This is a genomic window from Pseudomonas sp. P135, from assembly GCF_020312125.1.
In the GTDB taxonomy this organism is placed as follows: Bacteria; Pseudomonadota; Gammaproteobacteria; order Pseudomonadales; family Pseudomonadaceae; genus Aquipseudomonas; species Aquipseudomonas fragariae.
The window spans coordinates 80,089-105,998 of the sequence record NZ_JAGPYR010000015.1; the positions used below are offsets into that span (position 1 = coordinate 80,089).

At 60.1% G+C, this 25,910-nt stretch carries 26 protein-coding genes; 8 read left to right on the forward strand and 18 right to left on the reverse strand.

Annotated features, from left to right (window positions below; translation table 11 throughout):
* Positions 1 to 292 precede the first annotated feature (292 nt).
* Positions 293 to 916, forward strand: coding sequence for a hypothetical protein (locus KBY08_RS20130; RefSeq protein ID WP_003403925.1), 624 nt, complete (start codon positions 293 to 295; stop codon positions 914 to 916).
* 169 nt (positions 917 to 1,085) lie between these two features.
* Here the strand turns inward: KBY08_RS20130 and gcvH are convergent, their stop codons facing one another.
* The 5 genes from gcvH to KBY08_RS20155 form a co-directional block, all read right to left on the reverse strand.
* Positions 1,086 to 1,472, reverse strand: coding sequence for a glycine cleavage system protein GcvH (gene gcvH / locus KBY08_RS20135; protein WP_111522332.1), 387 nt, complete (start codon positions 1,470 to 1,472; stop codon positions 1,086 to 1,088).
* Positions 1,473 to 1,515: 43 nt separating this feature from the next.
* On the reverse strand, positions 1,516 to 2,598 hold the full coding sequence (gene gcvT, locus KBY08_RS20140; protein ID WP_111522333.1) for a glycine cleavage system aminomethyltransferase GcvT: 1,083 nt from the start codon (positions 2,596 to 2,598) through the stop codon (positions 1,516 to 1,518).
* A gap of 153 nt (positions 2,599 to 2,751) precedes the next feature.
* Positions 2,752 to 4,368, reverse strand: a complete 1,617-nt coding sequence (locus KBY08_RS20145; RefSeq protein ID WP_104723010.1) for an ABC transporter permease — start codon at positions 4,366 to 4,368, stop codon at positions 2,752 to 2,754.
* Between the two features lie 272 nt (positions 4,369 to 4,640).
* Entirely contained in the window at positions 4,641 to 5,642 is a 1,002-nt protein-coding gene (locus KBY08_RS20150) for an extracellular solute-binding protein (protein ID WP_003414043.1), read from the reverse strand.
* 116 nt (positions 5,643 to 5,758) lie between these two features.
* Positions 5,759 to 6,469: a Crp/Fnr family transcriptional regulator gene (locus tag KBY08_RS20155; protein ID WP_103359457.1), complete on the reverse strand. Its 711-nt coding sequence runs from the start codon at positions 6,467 to 6,469 to the stop codon at positions 5,759 to 5,761.
* 81 nt (positions 6,470 to 6,550) lie between these two features.
* Here KBY08_RS20155 and KBY08_RS20160 point away from each other — a divergent pair, with 81 nt between their 5' ends.
* Positions 6,551 to 7,075, forward strand: a complete 525-nt coding sequence (locus KBY08_RS20160) for a DUF962 domain-containing protein (RefSeq protein WP_024652143.1) — start codon at positions 6,551 to 6,553, stop codon at positions 7,073 to 7,075.
* Positions 7,076 to 7,122: 47 nt separating this feature from the next.
* On the opposite strand, the gene KBY08_RS20165 is transcribed toward KBY08_RS20160, so the two are convergent.
* From KBY08_RS20165 to dadA, 6 genes are all read right to left on the reverse strand, one after another.
* Entirely contained in the window at positions 7,123 to 9,054 is a 1,932-nt protein-coding gene (locus KBY08_RS20165; RefSeq protein ID WP_103359456.1) for an acetyl-CoA hydrolase/transferase C-terminal domain-containing protein, read from the reverse strand.
* 301 nt (positions 9,055 to 9,355) lie between these two features.
* A complete protein-coding gene (locus KBY08_RS20170) occupies positions 9,356 to 9,679 on the reverse strand; it encodes a c-type cytochrome (protein WP_103359455.1) in 324 nt (107 codons plus the stop codon).
* A gap of 25 nt (positions 9,680 to 9,704) precedes the next feature.
* A complete protein-coding gene (locus KBY08_RS20175) occupies positions 9,705 to 10,253 on the reverse strand; it encodes a cupin domain-containing protein (RefSeq protein WP_003314015.1) in 549 nt (182 codons plus the stop codon).
* Between the two features lie 125 nt (positions 10,254 to 10,378).
* Positions 10,379 to 11,452, reverse strand: coding sequence for an alanine racemase (gene alr, locus KBY08_RS20180; RefSeq protein ID WP_103359454.1), 1,074 nt, complete (start codon positions 11,450 to 11,452; stop codon positions 10,379 to 10,381).
* A 74-nt stretch (positions 11,453 to 11,526) separates the two neighbouring features.
* The gene (locus KBY08_RS20185) at positions 11,527 to 11,880 is read right to left on the reverse strand and encodes a RidA family protein (RefSeq protein WP_003392569.1); all 354 of its coding nucleotides are present in this window, start codon (positions 11,878 to 11,880) and stop codon (positions 11,527 to 11,529) included.
* Positions 11,852 to 13,153, reverse strand: a complete 1,302-nt coding sequence (gene dadA / locus KBY08_RS20190; protein ID WP_024638965.1) for a D-amino acid dehydrogenase — start codon at positions 13,151 to 13,153, stop codon at positions 11,852 to 11,854. Before dadA ends, KBY08_RS20185 begins: the two co-directional genes overlap by 29 nt.
* A gap of 157 nt (positions 13,154 to 13,310) precedes the next feature.
* Here dadA and dadR point away from each other — a divergent pair, with 157 nt between their 5' ends.
* The gene (gene dadR / locus KBY08_RS20195) at positions 13,311 to 13,799 is read left to right on the forward strand and encodes a transcriptional regulator DadR (RefSeq protein ID WP_003314011.1); all 489 of its coding nucleotides are present in this window, start codon (positions 13,311 to 13,313) and stop codon (positions 13,797 to 13,799) included.
* A gap of 7 nt (positions 13,800 to 13,806) precedes the next feature.
* On the opposite strand, the gene KBY08_RS20200 is transcribed toward dadR, so the two are convergent.
* Positions 13,807 to 14,160: a YkgJ family cysteine cluster protein gene (locus tag KBY08_RS20200; RefSeq protein WP_103359453.1), complete on the reverse strand. Its 354-nt coding sequence runs from the start codon at positions 14,158 to 14,160 to the stop codon at positions 13,807 to 13,809.
* 105 nt (positions 14,161 to 14,265) lie between these two features.
* Here KBY08_RS20200 and KBY08_RS20205 point away from each other — a divergent pair, with 105 nt between their 5' ends.
* Positions 14,266 to 15,579 carry an NAD(P)/FAD-dependent oxidoreductase gene (locus tag KBY08_RS20205; protein ID WP_003403953.1) on the forward strand — a complete coding sequence of 438 codons (1,314 nt, stop codon included), beginning with the start codon at positions 14,266 to 14,268 and terminating at the stop codon, positions 15,577 to 15,579.
* Positions 15,580 to 15,581: 2 nt separating this feature from the next.
* Here KBY08_RS20205 and KBY08_RS20210 read toward each other — a convergent pair whose 3' ends face one another.
* Positions 15,582 to 15,833, reverse strand: a complete 252-nt coding sequence (locus tag KBY08_RS20210; RefSeq protein ID WP_003403956.1) for a DUF1127 domain-containing protein — start codon at positions 15,831 to 15,833, stop codon at positions 15,582 to 15,584.
* 175 nt (positions 15,834 to 16,008) lie between these two features.
* On the opposite strand from KBY08_RS20210, the gene KBY08_RS20215 reads away from it, so the two are divergent.
* Together KBY08_RS20215 and KBY08_RS20220 are read left to right on the forward strand one after the other, a co-directional pair.
* Positions 16,009 to 17,430, forward strand: a complete 1,422-nt coding sequence (locus tag KBY08_RS20215) for a PLP-dependent aminotransferase family protein (protein WP_111522335.1) — start codon at positions 16,009 to 16,011, stop codon at positions 17,428 to 17,430.
* A 72-nt stretch (positions 17,431 to 17,502) separates the two neighbouring features.
* Positions 17,503 to 19,083: a phospholipase D family protein gene (locus KBY08_RS20220; RefSeq protein ID WP_003403960.1), complete on the forward strand. Its 1,581-nt coding sequence runs from the start codon at positions 17,503 to 17,505 to the stop codon at positions 19,081 to 19,083.
* Here the strand turns inward: KBY08_RS20220 and KBY08_RS20225 are convergent.
* Together KBY08_RS20225 and KBY08_RS20230 are read right to left on the reverse strand one after the other, a co-directional pair.
* Entirely contained in the window at positions 19,080 to 20,228 is a 1,149-nt protein-coding gene (locus KBY08_RS20225; RefSeq protein WP_003403964.1) for an MFS transporter, read from the reverse strand. The two genes, KBY08_RS20220 and KBY08_RS20225, sit on opposite strands and share 4 nt — an antisense overlap.
* Positions 20,229 to 20,477: 249 nt before the next feature.
* The gene (locus KBY08_RS20230) at positions 20,478 to 21,971 is read right to left on the reverse strand and encodes an aldehyde dehydrogenase (RefSeq protein ID WP_024661264.1); all 1,494 of its coding nucleotides are present in this window, start codon (positions 21,969 to 21,971) and stop codon (positions 20,478 to 20,480) included.
* A gap of 240 nt (positions 21,972 to 22,211) precedes the next feature.
* On the opposite strand from KBY08_RS20230, the gene KBY08_RS20235 reads away from it, so the two are divergent.
* A complete protein-coding gene (locus KBY08_RS20235; protein ID WP_003403970.1) occupies positions 22,212 to 22,580 on the forward strand; it encodes a cupin domain-containing protein in 369 nt (122 codons plus the stop codon).
* An 81-nt stretch (positions 22,581 to 22,661) separates the two neighbouring features.
* On the opposite strand, the gene rpmG is transcribed toward KBY08_RS20235, so the two are convergent.
* On the reverse strand, positions 22,662 to 22,817 hold the full coding sequence (gene rpmG, locus KBY08_RS20240) for a 50S ribosomal protein L33 (RefSeq protein WP_002551515.1): 156 nt from the start codon (positions 22,815 to 22,817) through the stop codon (positions 22,662 to 22,664).
* Positions 22,818 to 22,828: 11 nt separating this feature from the next.
* Complete coding sequence (rpmB, locus tag KBY08_RS20245) at positions 22,829 to 23,062, reverse strand: 50S ribosomal protein L28 (RefSeq protein WP_002551514.1); 234 nt, start codon at positions 23,060 to 23,062, stop codon at positions 22,829 to 22,831.
* A 364-nt stretch (positions 23,063 to 23,426) separates the two neighbouring features.
* Here rpmB and KBY08_RS20250 point away from each other — a divergent pair, with 364 nt between their 5' ends.
* Positions 23,427 to 25,013: an ABC transporter substrate-binding protein gene (locus KBY08_RS20250; RefSeq protein WP_225651249.1), complete on the forward strand. Its 1,587-nt coding sequence runs from the start codon at positions 23,427 to 23,429 to the stop codon at positions 25,011 to 25,013.
* A gap of 133 nt (positions 25,014 to 25,146) precedes the next feature.
* On the opposite strand, the gene radC is transcribed toward KBY08_RS20250, so the two are convergent.
* Positions 25,147 to 25,821: a RadC family protein gene (gene radC / locus KBY08_RS20255; protein ID WP_003403975.1), complete on the reverse strand. Its 675-nt coding sequence runs from the start codon at positions 25,819 to 25,821 to the stop codon at positions 25,147 to 25,149.
* Between the last annotated feature and the right edge of the window lie 89 nt (positions 25,822 to 25,910).

Genomic DNA, 25,910 nt, shown 5'->3' on the forward strand with positions numbered 1-25,910 from the left:
AGGTCGGCCAACGGTTGCCCGACTGGAGACACACACCGCACGAGCGACATCCTCTACAAGACTGTTATTAATAAAGGTGCTCAGGCCTTGGCGACTGAAATCTCATTGAGAACGCGCCCAAAACTCATATAAAACGACAAACTTTCAAGCGTATTTAAAACTCAGAATTCGGCCATAACGCACTACTCTTAAAGCTCCAAAACCATATAAAAAATGTCAATACTATCAGTAGATAACCTCTCATCCGCCTGACAAAATAAAAAGACTGACAAATAATTTCAAGGAGAATTACATGAATACGGATGTCGAAAAATCCTTCACCGCGAAGTTGGCCTACAACGACAAGAAGAACGACGGAAGCAGCATTTTAATAAATATTGATTTTTGTTCTCTTGCTTCAACACAGAAGGCAGGTAACGTATCCCCCCTTCATTATGAGAGGATCTCCACTGGCTCTGAGATTGTACCTGGGGAGTATTTGTGCGCTAACGCTAAAGCGGCCACCTCGGTTGAGCTTTATTTTCGCTATGACAGCGGTCGGGGTGCCTACCGAATCTGGGTGAGAGACGGCAATTGTCAAGGAGGGCTTCTTGCCGACTCAAATAATGGCTATATATACGCCAGTAGAAACTATGATCGCCCCCACCTTTTTTGGTTATATCAACCAGACGAAAATGGCACCTGGAGAACCATAACCATTGACCAATATGCTCCCTCAACACCCTTTCGCATACAACAAGCTGATACGCAAACAAATATCGGCGTTTACTCGAAAAACATCCCCTTTTCAGGCGAACCGTCAATATGGTGGGCCTATATAACCACCGGTTCCGAGAGTGATAAGTTTGTATTAAACGCCATTAAAAAGGGCGTTGATTACGCACGAACAGATGTCTGGGGCGTGGGTAAAGCCTAAGCTGCTCGGCCATCAATCTACTTTGATGGCCGAGTCTTTGACGCCTTCGAATGCTCTCGAAAACCTTTCCCAGGCTTTAACATTCTGTTAATCCATCCCAGAAGGCCGTGAGGTGGTTCTACTTAAGTGAACCACCTTACCCCCCATCAACAGCACTCTCGTGCATTGATTATTCGCCGATGACGCCCTCGTATCCATTGGCATCCAGCAGCTTGGCCAGATCACCGTTGGCATCGCTTGGCTTGAGCTTGAAGATCCAGGCACCGTACGAATCACTGTTGAGCGACTCGGGGGCATCGCCCAACGCTGTGTTGACTTCGATCACCTCGCCCGCAACCGGCGAGTAGATATCCGAAGCGGCCTTGACCGACTCGACAACACCGGCGGTGTCACCGGCAGCGAACGCTGTGCCGATTTCCGGCAGTTCGACGAAGACCACATCGCCCAGTGCTTCCTGTGCATGGTCCGAGATGCCGACGGTCACGGTACCGTCTGACTCCAGACGTGCCCATTCATGACTTTCGGCGAAACGCAGCTCGGCGGGAATATTGCTCATTTAGTCATCCTCAACATCGGGTCAGCGGAAAACCCGCCATAGGTTAGATCAAGGTTTTGCCATGGCGCACGAACGCAGGCTGCACCACCCGCACCGGGTACCATTTGCCGCGGATTTCCACCTCGGCCCGGTCAGCGGTCGCCATCGGAACGCGAGCCAGTGCAATGGATTTGCTCAACGTAGGAGAGAAACTACCACTGGTGATCTCTCCTTCGCCAATTTCTGCAACACGTACCACCTGATGCGCCCGCAAGACACCGCGCTCTTCGAGCACCAATCCGACGAGCTTGAAGGCAGTTCCTTCAGCCCGTTCGCTCTCCAGCGCCTTGCGACCGATAAAATCACGCTCGGCAGGCTCCCAGGCGATGCTCCAGGCCATATTCGAGGCCAAGGGCGAGACATGCTCGCCGATGTCCTGGCCATACAGGTTCATGCCGGCCTCAAGGCGCAGCGTGTCGCGAGCGCCCAGGCCGATCGGGGAAATACCCGCGCCAACCAATTCATTGAAAAAGCTTTGGGCCTCTTCGGCAGGCAGCATGATCTCCAGGCCGTCCTCGCCGGTGTAGCCGGTGCGCGCGATAAACCAGTCGCCATCATCGAGCCCTTCGAACGGCTTGAGCCGGTGAATCAGTTCGGCGCGGGTGCTTGAAACCAGCTCGGCAATACGGGCTCTGGCCTTGGGGCCTTGAATGGCGAGCATGGCCATTTCACTGCGCTCGACCAGTTGCACGTCGAAGTCACCCAGTTGCGCCTGCATCCAGGCAAGATCCTTGACGCCGGTCGCCGCGTTGACGACCAGCCGATAACCTTCAGGCGTGAGGTAGACGATCATGTCATCGATCACCCCGCCGCTCTCGTCCAGCATGGCGCTGTACAAGGCACGACCGGGGGTTTTGAGCTTGTCTACATCATTGGCCAGCAGACGACGCAGCCAGACTCGGGCCTGAGGGCCGAGCACATCGATCACGTTCATGTGAGAGACATCGAAGACCCCACAGTCGCGACGCACCTGATGGTGTTCCTCGACCTGCGATCCGTAATGCAACGGCATGTCCCAGCCACCAAAATCGACCATTTTCGCGCCAAGGGCGAGGTGCAGGTCGAACAGGGGGGTACGCTGTCCCATGGGTTTCTCCTTCCGGGCGTGGCGAAGGTGCGGGCAGACGAGATCGGCAAGCCCCCCATGAACCGGAGTTTGCAGCACGTAACAGCTGACCGAATTATCTGACAGACCGCACCAATTGCGGCGCATTGTAGCCGCAAGGTGAGGCCCCCGCACCTAACCAATCTGACGGGCAGAGCGACGAATCAGCCCAATGACGGGTAATAATCCTACAAGCACCAGCGACAAAGCTGGCAACGCAGCCCGCGCCCACTCGCCCTCGCTGGTCATTTCGAAGATGCGAACCGCCAGCGTATCCCAGCCAAACGGGCGCATAAGCAGGGTTGCCGGCATTTCCTTGAGCACATCGACGAACACCAGCAGCGCCGCGCTCAGCGCCCCTGGCACCAGCAACGGCAGATACACGTTGAGAAACAACTTTGGCCCGCTGACCCCCAGACTGCGCGCCGCTTCAGGCAATGACGGGCGGATCCGCGACAGGCTGTGCTCCAGCGGACCGAAGGCGACGGCGATGAAACGCACTAGATACGCCAGAAGCAAGGCCGAGAGGCTGCCCAGCAGCAAGGGCTTGCCTGCGCCGCCCAGCCAGCCGGACAGCGGAATGACCAGTTCGCGGTCCAGGTAACTGAACGCCAGCATGATTGAAACGGCCAGTACCGAGCCTGGCAATGCGTAGCCGAGGTTGGCGAGACTGACGCCGGAGCGGATCGCGGGCGTGGGCGCCATACGTCGGGCAAACGCCAGAATCAGCGCCACGCTGACAGTGATCAACGCCGCCATGCCACCCAGATAGAGTGTGTGCAGAATCAGACCGGTGTAGCGCTCATCCAGATCGAAGCGACCACGCTGCCAGACCCAGACGATCAATTGCAGCATCGGCACCACGAAGGCACAGAGAAACACCAGCCCACACCAGAAGCTCGCGGCCCATGCCTTGATGCCGCGTAACCGGTAAAGCGCAGCGCCACGCGGACGCTCGTTGGCCGGTCGACTTGCCCCCCGGGCGCGGCGTTCACCGTACAGCAGCACCAACACGGCCAACAGCAACAGGCTGGCCAGTTGCGCGGCGCTGGACAGGCTGAAGAAGCCGTACCAGGTCTTGTAGATGGCAGTGGTGAACGTGTCGAAGTTGAACACCGACACGGCACCAAAATCGGCCAGGGTCTCCATCAGCGCCAGCGCCACCCCCGCGCCGATGGCCGGACGCGCCATTGGCAGCGCCACGCGCCAGAAAGCCTGCAGGGGCGTATTGCCCAGCACTCGCGCAGCTTCCATCAGACCCTTGCCCTGCGCCAGAAACGCCGTGCGCGCCAACAGGTAGACGTAGGGATAGAAAACCAGCACCAGGACGATGATCACCCCACCGGTAGAACGCACCCGGGGCAGGCGCAGACCGGAGCCGAACCATTCGCGCATCAGGGTCTGCACCGGGCCGGAAAAATCCAGCAGCCCGACGAACACGAACGCCAGCACATAGGCGGGGATCGCGAACGGCAGCATCAGCGCCCAGTCCAGCCAGCGGCGGCCAGGGAATTCACACAGGCTGGTCAGCCACGCAAGGCTCACCCCCAGCAGGGTCACGCCCACGCCGACACCCAGCACCAGGATCAGCGTATTGCTCAGCAGACGCGCCATCTGGGTTTCGAGCAGGTGCGACCATATCTGCTGGTCGACCGTCTCCCACGACAGCAGCAGAACGCTCAGCGGCAGCACGACCAGTGCAGCGATGGCGAAAACCAGGGGGTACCAGCGGCGTTGGGCAGGATGGGCCACGGAGGTTCTCGAAATGAGGGGGTTCAAGAGGGTAAGCAGAGCGTGCGCACAGGTCTGCTTCTGATTCTGGCTGAAAGCCGTAGGAGCGGACTTGTCCGCGAAAAGGCCGGTACATTCTCAGAAAATGCATTATCTGAACTGACGGCTTCGCGGACAAGTCCGCTCCTACGCCCTGCGGGCAGAAGCCTGAAAGCCCCGTGTTCCAGGCTATTCAGTACCTGAGCTAACGCTGAGCACTGAAGCGTGGGAGCGATAAGGCACTGGGTATTAAATCAATTCCAGCCCGCGCGATCCATCATGCGTATCGCTTCTGCCTGACGCTTGCCTGCCACTTCGACCGGGAGGGTGTCGGCCTTGAACGGCCCCCAGCTGGCCACTTCTTCTGAAGGCGCCACGTTCGGGTTGGCCGGGAACTCCTGATTGACGCTGGAGAAAATCTTCTGCGCCTCGGGGCCGGTCATCCACTCGACCAGCGCCTTGGCGGCTTCAGGATGCGGGGCGTACTTGGTCAGACCGATACCCGACAGGTTGACGTGCACACCGCGATCAGCCTGGTTCGGCCAGAACAGCTTCACCGCCAGATCCGGTTTTTCCTTGTGCAGGCGACCGTAGTAATAGGAATTGACGATACCCACGTCGCACTGCCCGGCATTGATCGCCTCAAGCACCGCGATGTCATCGGAGAACACGTCGGTGGACAGGTTGTTGACCCAGCCCTTGAGGATTTTCTCCGACGCTTCGGCGCCGTGGGTTTCGATCAGCGTAGCGGTCAGCGACTGGTTGTAGACCTTCTTCGCGGTACGCAGGCACAGACGGCCTTCCCAGTTCTTGTCGGCCAGCGCCTCGTAGGTGCTCAGCTCGGCAGGCTTCACCCGGTCGGTGGAGTAGGCGATGGTCCGCGCGCGAAGGCTCAGACCGGTCCAGCCGTGGGTCGACGAGCGATACTGCGGTGGAATGTTGGCTTCGATCACCGGGGAGGTAAACGGCTGCAGGATACCCATCTGCTCGGCCTGCCAGAGGTTGCCCGCGTCGACCGTCAGCAACAGGTCGGCGGTGGCATTCTCGCCCTCGGCCTTGATGCGCTGCATCAGCGGCGCTTCCTTGTCGGTGATGAATTTGATCTTCACCCCGGTACTGGCCGTGTACGCATCGAATACCGGCTTGATCAGTTCGTCGATCCGGGACGAATACACCACCACTTCATCGGCAGCCTGAGCGGTGCTGCCCAGTAAAGTCAGTGTCAGAGCAGCCAGAAGACGCTTGCTTGCCTGCATCGGGGTATCTCGCGTTCGCAAAGGAGGCGAAATGGTAGTGAATCCCATTTGCTATCTCAATCGAAGCGACAGCGGAGCCGTTACCGGATGTGTCCAGGCCCGATCATGACCGGTGATCAGCACACAGCCCTGGCTCTGGAAAAGTTCGCGACCCTGCGCAGCCTGTCCACATCGAACACCTCCAGGTGCCCCTCTCCCAGGCGCACGATCCTGCGCTCATGCAGGTCCTGGAGTACTTCCAGCAAGGCCGGCGAGGCAAGCGCAAGACGCTCCGCCGCCTGAATGTCATCCAGCGCAATCAGGCGGCGTGCGTGGCTCAACGGGCCATACCCCTCGCTGAGCATCAACAGCCGCCAGGCGATCCGCGCCCGCGGCGGCAGCTGACGCATTTTCTCGGGGCTCTGCAGTGGCAAGCCGACCTTCTGGCTGAGCAGTGCGGCAAACCAGCGCCAGTACTCGGGGTGCCTGTCGAGCAGCCGGGCGAGGAATGGCTGGGGGATGTGCAGGAAGATGCTCTGCTCAAGCGAGCAGACTTCGAAACGGCGCGGCAGCCCGTCAAACAGCGAGACTTCGCCAAACCAGCACGGCGCGCTTGTCGATTCCACGTGCCTCAGCAGCCGCTGCTCGTGGGCGGCGCCGATCCGCACGCTGCCCTCCAGCAGCACATAAACACCGCAGGGCAGATCGCCCTTGTCGAACAGCCGCCTGCCGGGCGTCTTGCGGCGCTGGCGGGCAGCCTCCAGCAGGCTATCCTGCAGATCGGCAGGCAGATGGGAAAACCAGTAATCGGATAGCAATCGTGACCGCCACGACACTCCATTTGTCATTTTTGCTCCCTTCTCTTTCAGCCATGCATGTTGTACAAGAAATCAGGCTCACGCCGGCCATCGTCTCAGGCAGGAATAATAATGAAAACCCTTGTCGATCATCTCAGCCAATACGCGGCTTATCACCGTGATTCACGCAATATCGTGACGCACTTCGTGGGTATTCCACTGATCGTGCTGGCCGTGGCGGTGCTTCTCTCGCGACCGGGCTGGACTGTCAGCGGGCTGTGGCTTTCACCTGCGGCGCTGCTGGCGCTGGGCTCGACGGTGTTTTACCTGCGACTTGATCGCACCCTGGGCATGGTCATGGCGGTGTTATTGGCGCTGTGTATCTGGGCCGGGGCCAACCTTGCGCAGCAGGCAACCATGGTCTGGCTGAGTGCGGGCGTCGGGCTCTTTGTGATTGGCTGGATCATCCAGTTCGTCGGCCATTACTACGAAGGGCGCAAACCGGCCTTCATCGATGACCTGACCGGGCTGATCATCGGCCCGCTGTTTGTGGTCGCAGAGCTGGCGTTCCTGATGGGCCAGCGCAAAGCTCTGCAGCACGCCATCGAAGAGCGTGCGGGTCCGGTGGGGCGTGCGACCCGCAAGGCAACGACCTAGACGCCGGAAACCGATCGTCGCCAGCGGCAACGATCAGTGCCCGCGTCTTAACCGGCAAGCCCGGTGCTGTTCTGCAACCCGGCCAGCAACAGCCGCTGATACAACTCTTCGCGCAAGCCCTGCGGCGCGTCGAGCTGCATGCGCTGCAAGTGCGCGTGGAAGGCTTCGGGGTCCGGAGCGTCGAGAGTCGCCTTGCCCAGCTCAAGGATTTCAGTGAGCTTGAGCTTGCTCTTCAGCCAGTTCAAGGCTCTCAGCAGGTCGCGCTCCTCGGCGGTAAAGTCGCACCCCAGCGGGTATTCGGTAAACAGTGACGGGTAGCGTGATGCAGTGTCCTTGAGGCGCTCGGGCGTATTGTCGGTGAAGCGCGGATCGAGACGGAAGTCCTTGGGCAGCTTGCCAGCCTTTTGCGCCTGCTCGATCAGGCCCGACTGAAACCGCGAGTCAGTAATGTTCAGAATTCGCTCGATGACTGTCGCGTCGGTCTGCCCGCGCAGATCAGCGATGCCGTATTCGGTGACGACAATGTCACGCAAGTGTCGGGGAATGGTGGTGTGGCCATACTGCCAGACGATGTTGGAGCTGACCTCGCCGCCCGACTCACGCCAGCTGCGCAGCATCAGAATCGAACGGGCGCCTTCCAGTGCATGGGCCTGCGCCACGAAGTTGTACTGACCGCCCACGCCACTGAGCACCCGGCCATCTTCCAGCTGATCAGCCACTGCCGCGCCCATCAGGGTGACGGTGAACGCACTGTTGATGAAGCGCGCATCGCGGCGTTGCAGGCGCTTGAGTTCTTCCTGGCCGTAAAGCTCGTTGATGTAGCTGATGGCGGTCATGTTGAACTGTGCCAGCCGCTCGGCGGGCAGCTCGCGCAGTCGCGCGTAAAAACTCTGCGGGCCGAGGAAAAAACCGCCATGCACGACCACGCCACCGGGATGGGCATCCTCATCCAGCGTGCCCATGTTGGCCAGCCGTTGCAGTTCTGCATCGGCATACACCTTGCGCCGTACGATACCGGCATCGGCGAGTACCAGCAGGCCGTTGACGAACATTTCGCTGCAACCGTAAAGGCCGCTGGCGAACGGCTGAACGCCGCCTTCCCGATCTATCAGGGTCTGCCAGTTGCTCATGTTCAACTCGGCCAGCAGGCCGCGCCAGGTTTCGTTATCGGCCTGGCGAGCCAGCAGCGCGCCGGTCAGTGCATCGCCCATCGAGCCGATGCCGATCTGTAACGTGCCGCCGTCACGCACCAGCGTGCTGGCGTGCAGGCCGATCAGGTGGTCCTGATAGCCCACCGGCATATTGGGGGTGGAAAACAGCGTACTGCGCTCGTCTTCGTCGATCAGCACATCGAAGGCGTCGACATCCAGTTCCGAGTCGCCCGGCATGTAAGGCAGGTCGGCGTGCACCTGGCCGAGCATCAGAATGGTCTCTCCGGCAGCCCGACGCTTGGCGATCATGGGCAACAGGTCGAGGGTCACGTCCGGGTTGCAGCTCAGACTCAGCGTGCCCGGGTGTTGTTCGTCACGGGCCACCAGTTGCGCGACCAGATTCAGGCCATTGGCATTGATGTCGCGGGCGGCATGGCTGTAATTGCTGCTGACGTAGTCTTGCTGGGCTGAATGGCTGTTGAGCAGACTGCCCGGCTGCATGAAGAATTGCTGCACACGGATATTGGCAGGGAGTTTGTCGCGGCGCAGTGCAGCGAGGAAATCGAGCTCCGGATAGTCAGCGAAGACGCGCTCCAGAAACGGTTCGAGAAAGCGCGCCTGCAAACCCTCCCCCGGCGTCGGCCGCCCGAGTGTCAGCGCGGTGTAGATCGTCAGCCGTCGTTCGGGCAACTCGCTGATGCGCTGGTACAACGCGTTGACGAACCGGTTGGGCTTGCCCAGCCCCAGCGGCATCCCCAGGTGGATATGCTCGGGTAGCTGCGCCAGAACGTGATCGACGGCATGCTCGATGGAACAGGAATACGGCATCCCAGCTCTCCTGAATTGTTATTGGGTGCAGGTTGGACAGGCGGCAACGTCAAAGTGCTGCATGCTCGCCACGCAGAGCATCATCGTTATACACAATCCCTGGAACGCCCGGAACAAAAGGCTTCCAGGCTTCTGCCCAAAGGGCGTAGGAGCGAACTTGTTCGCGAAAAGGGCGTGTAATATCGCCAAAAATGCATCGATCTAAACATCATCTTCGCGAGCAAGCGAAGCGTCGCCCGGCTCGCTCCCACAAAACGTATGCACAGCGCCGGGCGCTCAGGCACGGGAACGAGGGTGCACCTCACTTCAGCCCGGACATGCTCTGGATGGCGCTCTTCAGTTCATCGTTTGTGCAATCGCCGCAGGTGCCTTTCGGGGGCATGATGCCGAGGCCTTTGATGGTGCTGGCCAGCAGTCCATCAAGGCCGCCTTTTTGCTGGGCGCGCTGTTCCCAGGCCGCCGTGTCACCGATCTTCGGCGCGTTGAGCAGACCTACGCTGTGACAGGCAACACAATGCGCCGCGATGATGTCGTCAGGCGCTCGGGCGGTATCGGCGGCTTGCACATTGAGCGCCCACAACGTCAGGACGCCTGCGCTGCTCAGAATCTTCCAGGTCAGTTTCACGCGTCACTCATCGCAAGGGGGCGGGTCAGAAATTGGCCGGGGTGGCCGCACTGATCAATCGTGCCGGGACGTCGAACGGGTTACGAAAGCGATGCGGCCGGGTGCTTTCGAAATAATAGCTGTCACCTGCTTCGAGCACGTAGGTATCCAGCCCGACCACCAGTTCCAGCCGACCCTCAACCAGGATGCCGGTCTCTTCGCCTTCGTGGACGAGCATTTCTTCGCCGGTATCGGCACCCGGGGGGTAGGTCTCGGTGAGAAAGGCGATGGCGCGGCCCTGATGCGACTTGCCGACCAGCTTCATGGTCACGGCGCCGTCCGATATATCAATCAGCTCACTGGCCTTGTACACCACTTGAGCCGCGTTCTCGGGCACGGATTCTTCCGAGAAAAATTCGACCATGGACATGGGGATGCCGCCGAGTACCTTGCGCAGCGAGCTGATCGAAGGGCTGACGCTGTTTTTTTCGATCATGGAGATGGTGCTGTTGGTCACACCTGCGCGCTTGGCGAGTTCACGCTGGGACAGGCCTTTGAGCTTGCGAATCGATTGCAGTCGTTCACCCACGTCCAATGCGATATTCCCCCAGGTTTTGTCAGGTCTAGTCGATATGAACGCCATCATGGCAACAGCGTTCGATATTTACAACACTTCGACAGACACCTGACCCACCGCGGCCTGGAGCACAGAGGGCTGAATCAGTCCTCGGAATAGATGCGCGGAACGCGACGCAGATTGCAGAAGATTTCGTAGGGAATGGTTTCTGCGCGCCGGGCCACTTCACTGGCGAGCACCTGCTTGCCCCACAGCTCGACGCGGCTGCCGAGCCCGGCCTGCGGCACCTCGGTGAGATCGACGCAGAGCATGTCCATGGACACGCGTCCGAGCAGCCTGGATGGCTGGCCATCGATCTGCACGGGCGTGCCGGTCGGCGCGTGACGCGGATAGCCGTCGGCGTACCCCATCGCCACTACACCGATACGCAACGGCCGGTCACAGACAAATGTCGCGCCATAGCCCACGGGCTCACCAACGGGCAGTTCACGCACGCTGATGATCTTCGATTCCAGGGTCATCACCGGTTGCAGGCGATCCGCCAGCGGGTGCACCTGATCAAACGGCGTAGCACCGTAGAGCATGATGCCCGGGCGCGACCAGTCACTCGGAATCTGTGGCCAGCCCAGCACCGCCGGGGAGTTTTTCAGACTGGTTTCTGCTGCCAGCCCCTTGCGAAAGGTCTCGAATACGGCGAGCTGCTCATCACTGCAGCCGCTGTTCAGCTCATCGGCGCGGGAGAAGTGGCTCATCAGCACGATCCTGGCCACTTTGCCGGTTGCCAGCAGACGCTGATAACCCGCCTGGTACTCGTGAGGATGCAGGCCGACCCGGTGCATGCCGGTGTCGAGCTTGAGCCAGACGGTTATCGGCTTGCCCAGGCGCGCCTGCTCGATAGCTTCCAGTTGCCAGGTCGCGTGTACAACGGTCCACAGGTCATGCTCGACAATCAGCGCCAGCTCGTCGGCTTCGAAAAAGCCTTCGAGCAGCAGGACGGGCGCACGGATACCTGCCGCACGCAGCTCTAGCGCCTCTTCGATGCAAGCCACTGCAAAACCGTCGGCCTGCGCTTCCAGTGACTGCGCGACGCGCACCGCGCCGTGACCGTAGGCATCGGCCTTGAGGACGGCGAGCGCTTTGCCGCCGCTGCTTTCACGGGCCAATTGGTAGTTGTGACGCAGTGCCTGAAGATCGATAAAGGCGCGGGCTGGACGCATGATGACGTTTACTTGCCTGAAAGGATGGAAGGGGAAGATCAACCCGACGCAGGGACGCGCCGGGCAAAAGGGAGTCAGGGCAGCGCGGCAACCACCGACAGTTCAACGAGGATTTCCGGCTCGCACAGCTTGGCCTCGACCGTTGCGCGTGCAGGCGCGAAACCCTTGGGCAGCCATTTGTCCCAGACGCTGTTCATGCCGGCGAAGTCGGCGTCGATGTCTTTCAGGTAAATGGTGACCGACAGGATACGCGTCTTGTCGGTGCCGGCCAGGTCGAGCAGGCGCTCGATGCTGTTCAGAACCTCTCGGGTCTGCTGCTCGACACCGGCGGTCATGTCATTGCCGACCTGGCCCGACAGATAGACGGTGCCATTGTGGACAACGACCTGACTCATGCGCTCATTGGTGAGCTGGCGCTGGATGGACATGCTGTGCATTCTCCTGGGTATTGCCGTAACGAGAGATATCAAGGCCTTCAGCACTAATACGAGGTGTCTTGCGGGCGATGAGGTCTGCCAGCAAACGACCGGAACCACACGCCATCGTCCAGCCCAGGGTGCCATGGCCGGTATTGAGGAACAGGTTACGGAACGGTGTCGCACCCACAATCGGTGTACCGTCGGGCGTGGTCGGACGCAACCCGGTCCAGAAATCGGCCTGGGTCAGGTCGCCGCCCTGAGGATAGAGGTCACCGACGATCATCTCCAGTGTTTCGCGTCGACGCGGATTGAGCGACAGGTCAAAACCGGCGATTTCCGCCATGCCGCCGACGCGGATCCGGTTGTCGAAACGAGTGATCGCGACTTTATAGGTTTCATCGAGAATGGTCGAAGTCGGTGCCATGTCCGGGTTGGTGATCGGCACGGTCAGCGAATAGCCCTTCAGCGGATAGACCGGTGCCTTGATGCCCAGCGGCTTGAGCAACTGCGGCGAGTAACTGCCCAGCGCCAGCACGTAACGATCGGCGGTCTCCAGCTTGCCGTCGATCCACACGCCATTGATGCGGTCGCCAGCGTGATCGAGGCGTTCGATGTTCTGCCCGTAGCGGAACTCGACACCCAGCGCCACGGCCATTTCCGCCAGGCGCGTGGTGAACAGCTGACAGTCACCGGTCTGGTCGTTGGGCAGGCGCAACGCGCCGCTGAGGATGCCGGTCACGCCGGCCAGCGCGGGCTCGACACGGGCAATGCCGTCGCGATCGAGCAGTTCATAGGGCACACCGGACTGCTCGAGCACAGCGATGTCTTTGGCAGCGTTATCCAGCTGGGCCTGGGTACGGAACAACTGCGTGGTGCCCAGGCTGCGTCCTTCGTAGGCAATGCCGGTCTCGAGGCGCAGTTCATCCAGGCAATCGCGGCTGTATTCGGACAGGCGTACCATGCGTTCTTTATTGACGGCATAGCGGCTGGCCGTGCAGTTGCGCAGCATTTGCGCCATCCACAGGTACTGATCGATATCCGCTGTTGCCTTGATCGCCAATGGCGCATGACGCTGCAGCAGCCATTTGAGCGCTTTGAGCGGAACACCCGGCGCAGCCCATGGCGACGCATAGCCCGGAGAAACCTGGCCGGCATTGGCAAAACTGGTTTCCATGGCAGCAGCAGGCTGACGGTCAACGACGGTCACCTGGAAACCGGCACGCGCCAGATAATAAGCACTGGTTGTACCGATGACGCCACTACCCAGGACCAGAACGCGCATGTCGATGACCTCATCGCGGATATCCGCTGACAATTCGAAGTTTTAAGCAAGAATGTGCGCAGTATATTGAGCAATGAGCAGTGCTTCTCACTGTATAAAGATTTATATTCAGTGTTTATTCGCGGCGATAAACACTTTGCTAGAGGGGAAATGACCCGTGCGCACTCAACACCAGTCAAATCGTGAACTGGACAAGATAGATCGCAACATTCTGCGCATCCTGCAGGCCGACGGGCGCATCTCGTTCACCGAGCTTGGCGAGCGGGTCGGCCTGTCTACCACGCCCTGTACCGAACGGGTGCGCAGGCTGGAACGCGAAGGGATCATCATGGGCTACACCGCCCGACTGAACCCGCAAAGCCTCAAGGCCAGCCTGCTGGTATTCGTCGAGATCAGCCTGGACTACAAGTCTGGCGACACCTTCGAAGAATTCCGCCGTGCCGTGCTGAAGCTGCCCCATGTGCTGGAGTGCCATCTGGTGTCCGGCGACTTCGACTACCTGGTCAAGGCGCGGATTTCCGAAATGGCCTCCTACCGCAAACTGCTGGGCGATATCCTGCTCAAACTGCCGCATGTGCGTGAGTCCAAGAGCTACATCGTCATGGAAGAAGTCAAAGAGAGCCTGAATCTGCCGATTCCCGACTGATTGCCTGCTATACGAGTACCTGACGGGTCGAGGCCATATATTCGTGTATCTGCTTTTCGACCCGTGGATGAATCAGTTCGACCGGGCGACGGCCATTCGGGCAGGGCAGGCTTGCGGTGGTGCCGAACAGGCGGCAGATCAGTGGGCGCTCGTCATACACGGTGCAGCCTTGCGGCCCAAGGTGTAAGCAATTGAGTTCATCCAGCGCAGCTTCCTGCTCGGCAGCCGTCTTGCGCGGCAGACGCGACATTTCTTCGGGCGAGGTGGTCACCGGCCCGCAGCAGTCGTGGCAGCCGGGCACACATTCGAACGAAGGAATCTGGCGGCGCAGATCCGCTATTTTCTGACGGTTGCAGCTCATTGACTCGACCACTCATGCACAAGGCCGAGAGTTTGCCTCAGTTGGCAGGCTCATGACAGCGGCTTATCCTCCCGACACGCCATCCGCCACCAACAGGACACGCTCATGAACGCCCGCGTTCAGAACACGCCCCGTCAAGATCAGCACGTTGCCTCCTATTACGCCGCCAGCAGTCATGCACAAGCGGATCATCCTGCGCTGCAAGGTGAGGTGAAAGTCGATGTGTGCGTGGTCGGCGGTGGATTCTCCGGCCTCAATACCGCCATCGAACTGGCCGAGCGCGGGTTCAGCGTTGCGTTGCTCGAGGCACGCAAGATCGGTTGGGGGGCCAGCGGGCGCAATGGCGGCCAGTTGATTCGCGGGGTCGGTCATGGTGTCGAACAGTTCGCCAATGTCATCGGCAGCGAAGGCGTGCGGCAGCTCAAACTGCTGGGCATCGAGGCCGTCGAGATCGTGCGTCAGCGCATCGAGCGGTACGCTATCGATTGCGACCTGAAGTGGGGTTATTGCGATCTGGCCAACAAGCCCCGCGACCTGCACAGCCTTGCTGAAGATGCAGAAGAGTTGCGCAGCCTGGGTTATCGCCATGCACTGCAGCTGCTGCAACCGGAAGAGATGCACAGCGTGGTGGGCTCCTCGCGCTATGTCGGCGGTCTGATCGACATGGGCTCGGGGCATTTGCATCCGTTGAACCTTGCCTTGGGCGAAGCGGCGGTAGCGCAGTCGCTCGGCGTTCAGTTGTTCGAGCATTCAGCGGTGACGAACATTGATTATGGCCCGCAGGTCAGAGTGCATACGGCTGCCGGTTCGGTGCAGGCGCAGACCCTGGTGCTGGGTTGCAACGCCTACCTCAATGACTTGAATCCGGAAATCAGCGGCAAGGTGTTGCCTGCCGGCAGCTACATCATCGCCACCGAGCCGTTGAGCGAAGCGCAGGCCCGTGAAGTGTTGCCGCAGGACATGGCGGTGTGTGATCAGCGGGTGACGGTGGATTACTACAGGCTGTCTGCCGACCGCCGCTTGCTGTTCGGCGGTGCCTGCCATTACTCGGGGCGTGACCCTCAGGACATCGCCGCGTACATGCGGCCGAAGATGCTCGATGTGTTCCCGCAACTGGCCGCCGTGAAGATCGATTACCAGTGGGGCGGGATGATCGGCATCGGCGCCAATCGCCTGCCGCAGATAGGCCGGCTCAAGCAGCACCCCAACGTGTTTTATGCGCAGGCCTACTCGGGCCACGGTCTGAATGCCACGCATCTCGCGGGCCGGCTGCTGGCCGAAGCCATCGCCGGGCAACACAGCGATGGTTTCGAGTTGTTCGCCAAAGTGCCGCACATGACCTTTCCCGGCGGCAAGCACTTGCGCTCGCCTCTGCTGGCATTGGGCATGCTCTGGCACCGTCTCAAAGAGCTGCGCTAGGCTCAGGGCCTCCAGAACGGCTTCATGGCCTCGACCCGCGCCTGGCGGAAATCCAGGCCAATGTCGCGCAACTGGTCGTCGGTCAGTGTCAGCAAGCTGCGGCGCGACGCCCAGCGATGGCGATACAGTGCCCAGCGCCCCATGCCTGCCAACAGATCGGCCTTGTTCGAGCGAACGGTTCTGACCGTCGCTGGCCGATATTCATTCAGTTCCTGGCTGTGAAGCGCAAGGCGCACATCGCTGAACCCGTTCATGTCCTGTTCCCTCATCCTGGGTGGCTGTGGGTTCATGATGAAGCGAACGGCAAAACCAATACAGATTCAAAAGCCTCTTATATTTTCCATACAGATGATTCAAAAACGCCACTGAATGCTATATTTCCGGCCAATCTGTATTGCTTTACCGCATTCGAATTCCTGAGAGTACGCCATGACGCTCTACGTCAACCTCGCCGAACTGCTCGGCTCGCGCATCGAAAACGGCTTCTACCGCCCCGGCGACCGCCTGCCCTCGGTACGCGCGTTGAGCGTCGAGCATGGCGTCAGTCTTAGCACCGTGCAGCAAGCGTATCGGGTGCTGGAAGACCATGGCCTGGCCGCGCCGAAACCCAAATCCGGCTACTTCGTCTCGGTCAGCCGAAAAGCCCCTGCGCTGCCAGCGGTCGGCAGGCCTGTGCAGCGGCCTGTGGATATCTCTCAATGGGATCAGGTGCTGGACCTGATTCGCGTGGCGCCCCTTGAAGCCGTCACGCAACTGGGGCGCGGCATGCCGGATGTCACCAGCCCGACCCTGAAACCTTTGATGCGCGCGCTGAGTCAGTTGAGTCGCCATCAGGACATGCCGGGGCTGTATTACGACAACATCTACGGCGTGCGCAGGCTGCGCGAACAGATTGCCCGGCTGATGCTCGACTCGGGCTGCAGCCTGACCGCCAATGACCTGATCGTCACCAATGGCTGTCATGAAGCGCTATCAGCCAGTGTCCGGGCCATCTGCTCGCCGGGGGACATCGTGGCGGTGGACTCGCCAAGCTTCTTCGGCGCCATGCAGACGCTCAAGGGCGTGGGCATGAAAGCCATGGAAATCCCTACCGACCCGTTGACCGGCATCAGCCTCGAAGCGCTGGAACTGGCGCTGGAGCAATGGCCGATCAAGATCATTCAGCTGACGCCCAACTGCAACAACCCGCTGGGTTATGTCATGCCCGAAGCGCGCAAGCGGGCGCTGCTGACCCTGGCACAGCGCTTCGACGTGGCGATCATCGAAGATGATGTGTATGGCGACCTGGCCTACAACTACCCTCGCCCGCGCACCATCAAATCCTTCGACGAAGACGGTCGCGTGCTGTTGTGCAGTTCGTTTTCCAAGACCCTGGCACCGGGGCTGCGAATCGGCTGGGTAGCGCCGGGCCGTTATCTGGAGCAGGTGCTGCACATGAAATACATCGGCACCGGCTCCACCGCCCCGCAGCCACAATTGGCCATCGCCGATTTCATCGAAGGCGGCCATTACGAGCCCCACGTGCGACGCATGCGTAGCCAATACCAGCGCAGTCGCGACCAGATGATCGACTGGGTGATGCGCTATTTCCCCGAGGGCACACGCGCCAGCCGGCCGCAAGGCGGTTTCATGCTGTGGGTGGAGCTGGCCGAAGGCTTCGACACCCTGCGCCTGAACCGCGCCTTGCTGGGCAAGGGTGTGCAGATTGCGGTGGGCAGTATCTTTTCGGCATCGGGCAAGTATCGCAACTGCATGCGCATGAACTTCGCGACCAAACCCAGCCGCGAAATCGAAAGCGCGGCGCGTATCGTCGGCGAGACAATTGCGCTACTGAATGCGCAAACTGACTGATGCGGGCAAATCTTTCCCGGTTTTGCGGGTCATATCGCCAAGTCGAGCCATGTCCAGACGCGGAAGATCAATTTGAATAACTCATGGGCCTTGCCCTTTTGCTTGCTGGTTGCGTTGTGCGTCAGCGGTTGCGCGCATCAACAGGTCACCAGTGAGCCAAGCCAGGCCATGCCGTCTTCAGGTTCCGCGTTCGGCCGTTCGATCCAGGCAATGGCCGTGCCGCATGAGGGACGTTCTGGCTTCCGCCTGCTGCCTGACAGCAGTGACGCGTTCAAGGCTCGCGCCGAACTGATCCGCAACGCCAAAAGCAGCCTTGATCTGCAGTATTACATCGTCCACGACGGCCTGAGTACGCGCGCCCTGATCGACGAACTGCTCAAGGCGGCTGACCGTGGCGTTCGTGTGCGCATCCTGCTGGACGACACCACCAGCGACGGTCTGGATCAGGCCATCGCCACCCTCGCCGCTCACCCGAACATCCAGATTCGCCTGTTCAATCCGCAAAACCTGGGGCGCGAGACCGGCATCACCCGCAGCCTCGGGCGCCTGATGAACCTGTCGCGCCAGCACCGGCGCATGCACAACAAGCTGTGGCTGGCCGACAGCAGTGTGGCCATCGTCGGCGGGCGCAACCTGGGCGATGAATACTTCGATGCCGAGCCGAACCTGAACTTCACCGATATCGACATGCTCAGCGTGGGGCCGGTGGCCGAGCAGCTCGGCCACAGCTTCGACCAGTACTGGAACAGCACGCTCAGCAAGCCTATCGGTGAATTCATCTATTTCCTGCCCGACGGCGAGGATCTGGCCGAGGCCCGGCGCAAGCTGGACGATTCTCTGGAGCAGGCGCACCAGCAGCACAAGGCGCTGTATGAGCGACTGATGGCCTACAAGACCCAGCCGCGCATGAAAACCTGGCTCAACGAGCTGGTCTGGGCATACAACCAGGCGCTGTGGGACGCACCGACCAAGGTACTGGCGCAGGGCGAGCCTGACCCGCATCTGCTGCTGACCACGCAACTGGCGCCTGAACTGCTGAACACTCACAAGGAACTGATGCTGATCTCGGCCTACTTTGTACCGGGCCCGGAAGGCTTGCTGTACCTCACCGGCCGCGCCGATGCCGGCGTCAATGTCAGCCTGCTGACCAATTCCCTGGAAGCCACCGACGTGCCCGCCGTGCATGGCGGCTACGCACCGTACCGCAAGGCACTGCTGGAGCATGGCGTGAAGCTGTTCGAGCTGCGCCGACAGCCTGGCGATACCGAGACGATGCGCGGCAGCGGCCCGCATCTGTTCAAGAAAAGCCATTCCCTGGTCAGTTCCGAATCAAGCTTGCACAGCAAGGCGATGATCTTCGATCGGCAGAAGGTCTTTGTCGGCTCATTCAACTTCGACCCGCGCTCTGTGCTGTGGAATACCGAAGTCGGCGTGCTGGTCGACAGCCCGCAACTGGCTGAAGAATTGCGCGAACTGACCTTGCAGGGCATGGCCCCGTCGCTCACCTATGAAGCGCGGCTGGAGGACGGCAAAGTGGTGTGGGTGACCGAAGACAACGGCCAGATCCACACTCTGCATACCGAACCGGGCGACTGGTGGCGGCGTTTCAACGCGTGGATGAGCCGCGCCATCGGCCTGGAAAGAATGCTTTAAGCGGGCACAGCCTGGGCATCGCCGAACGCGCCACGTCGCCGGATCAGTATCAGCAGGCCCAAAGCACCGGCAGCCATCATCAACGGCAAGGCCTCGCCACTGACCCACTGGCTGCCCGCGCCGGCTATCAACGGGCCGAGCAGGCAGCCGATGCCCCACAGTTGCGCCACATGCGCGTTGGCGCGGACCAGCGAGTCATCGCGATAGCGTTCGCCGATCAGAATCAGCGACAGGGTAAACAGCCCGCCGGCACTGGCACCGAAGACGGTCCACAGTGGCCAGATCAGAACGGTATCGATCAGCAGCGGCACCAGCAGGCTCGACGCCAGTAGCAAGGCGGCACAGCCGGTGAACATCGCGCGACGTGAAATGCGGTCGGCGAGCATGCCGATCGGCAGTTGCAACAGCGCGTCACCGACCACCACCACGCTGACCATGATCAGGGCGATTTCCGGGGTGAAGCCGTGGCGTATGCAGTAAAGCGGCAACAGGGTGAGGATCAGCGCTTCGAACGCAGCGAACAGCGCGACCGCCCAGGCGATCGCAGGCATGCCGCGACAGAAACCGGACAGATCGGCAAACGTCACGTTGCAGGCTTCGGTCGACGGCGCGCCGGTGCGCCCCAGCAGCAGAAACGGTGAGCCGACCAGCAGCGCTACGCCGATCCAGAAACCATAATCGGCCTGGGTGCCGATCACGCCCAGTAGCAGTGGACCTGCCAGTTGACTCAATGCGTAGGTGCTGCCATACAGCGCCACCAGACGCCCGCGCAGGCGCTCGATGACCAGCTGATTGATCCAGCTTTCACCCAGCACGAAGACGATGGTCAGAATCACCCCTAGCGTCAGGCGCAAGACCAGCCAGATCCAGTAATACGGCAGCAGCGCCAGCGCGCCGACCGAAACCGCCCCGGCCCATAAGCACAGGCGCATCAGATTGGCAGTGCCGAAGCGCGCCGCCAGACGACTGGCCAGCGCCGCGCCGAGCAGCACACCCACCGCCGGCATCGCCGCCATGATGCCAATGGCAAACGAGCCATAGCCCCAGCCTGCCAGCCGCAATGAAACCAGCGGCATGCTGACGCCCATTGCCAGACCGACACCCAGCACGGACGCCAGCACAGCAAAATAAGTACCCCAACGCATTTCCACGCTCCTGCCCGGCGCCACGCTACGCGCTCATCGCCTTGTACAAATCCTGTGTGGCGCGATGATCAATCTTGAGATGACCATCATGCCAATGCTCCGCGTTGGCATGCAGCCCGTGACGCTCCGCGTCACACATCCGTGCCGCTACGCACATCAAAGCCAGGACGCGGAGCGTGGGGGCGATGATCTTGAGACCCCATCGTGCCAATGCTCCGAGGGCAGAGCCTCGGAGCGATAGGCAAATGACTACAGCTTGATCCAGGTCGACTTCAGCTCGGTGTATTTGTCGAACGCATGCAGCGACTTGTCACGACCGTTGCCCGACTGTTTGAAGCCACCGAACGGTGCGGTCATGTCGCCGCCGTCGTACTGGTTGACCCATACGCTGCCTGCGCGCAAAGCCTTGGCGGTCAGGTGCGCCTTGGAGATGTTCGCGGTCCATACGGCAGCCGCCAGGCCATACTGCGTGTCGTTGGCGATCTGGATCGCCTCTTCGGCAGTATCGAACGTCAGCACCGAAAGCACCGGGCCGAAGATTTCTTCCTGAGCGATTTTCATCGCGTTGTTCACGCCGTCGAAAATGGTCGGCTCGACATAGGTGCCGCCGGTCTCCTGCAGAATGCGCTTGCCGCCCGCAACCAGTTTGGCGCCATCGGTATGGCCCGCTTCGATATAAGACAACACGGTATTCATCTGCTGGGTATCGACCAGCGCGCCCACAGTGGTCGCAGGGTCAAGCGGGTTGCCGGGCTTCCAGGCACTGAGCGCCTCGATCACCATCGGCAGGAAGCGATCCTTGATGGAGCGCTCGACCAACAGGCGTGAACCGGCGGTGCAGACTTCGCCCTGGTTGAAGGCAATCGCGCTGGCGGCTGCGCTGGCGGCGGCCTGCAAATCAGGCGCGTCGGCAAAGACGATATTCGGGCTCTTGCCGCCGGCTTCCAGCCAGACGCGCTTCATGTTCGATTCGCCCGCATAGATCATCAGTTGCTTGGCGATTTTGGTCGAGCCGGTGAACACCACGGTGTCCACATCCATATGCAGGGCAAGTGCCTTGCCGACGGTGTGGCCATAGCCAGGCAACACATTGAGCACGCCCGCAGGAATGCCAGCCTCAATGGCCAGTTGTGCGATACGAATGGCCGTCAGCGGAGATTTTTCCGAGGGCTTGAGGATGACCGAGTTGCCGGTGGACAGGGCAGGCCCCAGCTTCCAGCAGGCCATCATCAGCGGAAAATTCCACGGTACGATGGCGGCGACGACACCCACCGGCTCGCGTGTTACCAGGCCCAGTTGGTCATGAGGCGTTGCCGCGACTTCGTCATACAGCTTGTCGATGGCCTCGCCGCTCCAGCTCAGGGCCCGGGCGCCGCCGGGTATGTCGACACCCAGCGAGTCGCTGATCGGCTTGCCCATGTCCAGCGTTTCAAGCAGGGCCAGTTCTTCAGCATTCTGCTCAAGCAACCCCGCGAAACGGATCATGGTGGCCTTGCGTTTCGCCGGGGCCAGTCGTGACCAGACGCCGGAGTTGAAAGCGCTGCGCGCGCTGTCGACGGCGCGTTGCGCGTCAGCGGCATCGCAACTGGCGACCTTGGCAAGCAACCGGCCATCGACCGGACTGATGCAGTCAAACGTCTCGCCGGAGGAGGCTGCGGTGTATTCACCTTGAATGAAGGCACGGCCTTCGATCTTCAAATTCCGGGCGCGTTGCTCCCAGTCAGCACGAGTCAGGGTGGTCATTTGCATGTCCTCCTCTTGTTGAATGTGGGTGTGTCATGGTTGATTGAAGACACAATCTGAAATTTTTCAGGACGGCCGTTACCCTAAACCAGCGGCCCGACAAAACCAATATATTTGACATAAATAGCCGCTACGGTGCTTTTATGTTGATTTTATTAAACAGCTCCGTACGCGCGCCGAGGCACTAACGCACTGCACGCACGTCAAACCTTCAACGCATTCAGGACAAAGGGGCCCATCATGAGCATCGAAAGCATCGTCGACTTCAGTGAAGCCAGCACCGCCGCCGAGCACTATCGCCCTGCACCGGAAAAGGTCTTCAAGGGCGATCCGGCACAAACCCTCTACAACCACTACAACAGCCCCTGCGGACAGATGAGCGCGGGCGTCTGGAATGGCGAGCCCGGGCAGTGGCAGGTAAATTATTCGGAGCATGAGTATTGCGAGATTGTGCAGGGTGTTTCAGTCCTGCGCGACGAGCAGGGCCACGCGAAAACCCTGCGCGCAGGTGACCGCTTCGTGATCCCGGCAGGCTTCAAGGGTACTTGGGAGGTGCTGGAAACATGCCGCAAGATTTATGTGGTGTTTGAGGCGGCTGCAGATAAATAAATACCGCCCTGGCAGCGACGCCAGGAGCGCAGGCACAAAAAAACCCGCCAGAGCGGGTTTTTTTGCAGCCGACAGAATCAATTACTTGATTTTGCCTTCTTTGTAGATCACGTGCTTGCGTACAACCGGATCGAATTTTTTGATTTCGATTTTATCCGGGGTAGTACGTTTGTTCTTGTCGGTGGTGTAGAAATGGCCTGTACCAGCGCTCGACACCAAACGGATCAATTCACGCATGATTTTCTCCCTTAAATTTTGCCGTCGCGACGCAGTTCAGCGAGCACAACTTCAATGCCACGCTTGTCGATGATACGCATGCCTTTAGCAGATACGCGCAGACGAACAAAACGCTTCTCGCCTTCAACCCAGAAGCGGTGATGCTGCAGGTTTGGCAGGAAACGACGACGGGTTTTGTTGTTTGCGTGGGAAATGTTATTCCCAGTCACCGGACCCTTACCGGTAACTTGACATACTCTCGACATGCCTCAGCCCTCTAAAACCACATGCCCAACCCGGCATGGGTTGGCCGCTTAATCTCTCAGTCATTTGGCGCCAGGCGCCGCGTTTCTTTAAGGGTCTTACCGGCTACACCTACAGTGAAGGAACCGGGCCCCTAGAAAAGAGCGCTGCTTTATACCAGAAAGCCTTGGGCACAACAACAGGCAAAGCACTTTGACCCGAATGATCACGCCTCGCGCAGCGGTATGCTCAAGCACTGCGGGGGCACAGGCAAATCGACCGCTCGTCGCTCCATGACGATTGTTCTGCGCCAGTACATGGTCTAGGGTTAGTCCCTCACCAGACTGCGCCGGCAGATGGGGCCCTTTCTGAACAGGAAATAACGCCATGCGCCTAGCTGCACTCCCTTTTTTACTCGTTCCACTCCTGCTTCCCGTCGCTGCCCAGGCATCGAACCTTGTGGTCTGCACCGAAGCCAGCCCCGAGGGCTTCGACGTTGTACAGTACAACTCGCTGACCACCACCAACGCATCGGCCGACGTGCTGATGAACCGCCTTGTAGACTTCGATGCCAAGAGCGGCAAGCTGGTGCCGAGCCTGGCAGATAGCTGGACCGTGTCCAAAGACGGCCTGACGTACGACTTCAAGCTGCACCCCGGAGTGAAATTCCACACCACCGACTATTTCAAGCCGACTCGCGAGCTGAGCGCGGATGACGTGCTGTTCAGCTTCCAGCGCATGCTCGACCCGCAGAACCCGTGGCACAAGATCGCCCAGAGCGGCTTCCCGCATGCGCAGTCCATGCAGCTGCCCGCGTTGATCAAGAGCATCGAAGCGCCTGATGCACACACCGTGCGCTTCACGCTCAACCATGCGGACTCGACCTTCCTGGCCACGCTGAGCATGGGTTTCGCCTCCATCTATTCAGCCGAATATACTGCGCAGCTGTTGAAAGCGGGCACGCCGGAGAAACTCAACAGCCAGCCGATCGGCACCGGGCCGTTCGTGTTCAAGCGCTTCCAGAAAGATGCCGTGGTGCGCTATGAGGCGTTCGACGATTACTTCGCCGGCAAATCTGATATCGACACATTGGTGTACGCCATCACCCCGGACGCCAATGTGCGCCTGCAGAAAATCCGTCAGGACGAATGCCAGATAGCGCTCTCGCCCAAGCCCCTGGATATTCAGGCAGCCAGCAAGGACGACTCGCTCAAGGTGGAGAAAACTGAAGCGTTCATGACCGCGTTTGTCGCGATCAACAGCCAGCACCCGCCGTTCGACAAGCCGGAAGTTCGCCAGGCCATCAATCTGGCGTTCGACAGGGACAATTACCTGAAAGCCGTGTTCGAAGGCACCGCTGAAAAGGCCAACGGCCCTTACCCGCCCAACACCTGGAGTTACGCCAAGGACCTGCCCGGCTATCAGCACGATGTTGCCAAGGCCAAGGCGCTGCTGGCCAAGGCCGATGTGAAAGAGGGCTTCAAGACCACTATCTGGACACGACCTTCCGGGAGCCTGCTGAATCCGAACCCGAGCCTGGGTGCTCAATTGCTGCAGGCTGACTTGAAACAGATCGGCATCAATGCCGAGATCAAGATCATTGAATGGGGCGAGCTGATTCGCCGCGCAAAGGCTGGCGAGCATGACCTGCTGTTCATGGGCTGGGCGGGCGACAATGGCGACCCGGATAACTTCCTGACCCCGCAGTTCTCGTGTGCGGCCGTGCAATCGGGCACCAACTTCGCCCGCTATTGCGACAAGACACTGGACAAGCTGATCGCAGACGGTAAATCAGTCAGTGATCAGGGCGAACGCAGCAAGCTGTATCACCAGGCCCAGCAGCAGATTCAACAGCAGGCACTGTGGATCCCCCTCGCCCACCCGACAGCTGCTGCACTGGTGCGCAAGGACGTCACTGGCTATCAGGTCAGCCCGTTCGGCCGGCAGGATTTCTACAAGGTGCAGGTCAAGTAAGTCGCCAGACTGACCTCGGCCTCTCTGTGTGATGGCGTGCCAATGCCTGCTGCATTGGCACGCCCCGTCTGAAGACCGGACGCGGAGCGTGAGAACGATAATCCGAGTGCCACCCTATCGCTCTGCGTGGGCGCTACATCAACCCGCGCTCCACCATCGACAGTGGCTCGCCGTCCCCCACGATCACGTGGTCAAGCACATGAACGTCCACCAGCAGCAGTGCTTCCTTGAGGCGCTTGGTCAGGTCGATGTCGGAACGGCTGGGCGTGGTGATACCGGAAGGATGGTTGTGGCAGAGGATCAGGCTGGCAGCGTTATGCGCCATCGCGCGTTTCACCACCTGGCGCGGGTGTACATAAGACGCATTGATCGTCCCGCGAAACAATATCTCGAAGGTCATGACCCGGTGCTTGTTATCGAGAAACAGGCAGCCGAAGACTTCGTGCGGCTCATGCCGCAGCAGGGCCTTGAGATAGCTGCGAACCTGGGTCGGGTTTTCCAGCGCTGATTCACGGCGCAGGGACTCGGCCATGTGCCGACGCGCCATTTCCATCACAGCCTGCAACTGAGCGAACTTGGCAGGCCCGAGCCCCAGTTGTGAGGTGAATGCCGACAGATCCGCATCCAGTAACGGTCTGAGCCCGTCAAATTGATTCAGCAGATGACGCGCAAGGTCTACAGCGCTTTTTCCGGCCACGCCGGTGCGTAAAAAGATAGCCAGCAACTCGGCATCGGAAAGGCTCGCCGCCCCCAACTCCAACAAGCGTTCCCGGGGGCGTTCAGCCGCGGGCCAACTGCGAATACTCATAGCACCTCCATGTGATTGGGCACCGCTGTTCCGGTGCGGTCGCTGTGCTATCTTAGCCCATCTTTTTTGCACGACGATCTGGCCTGGGG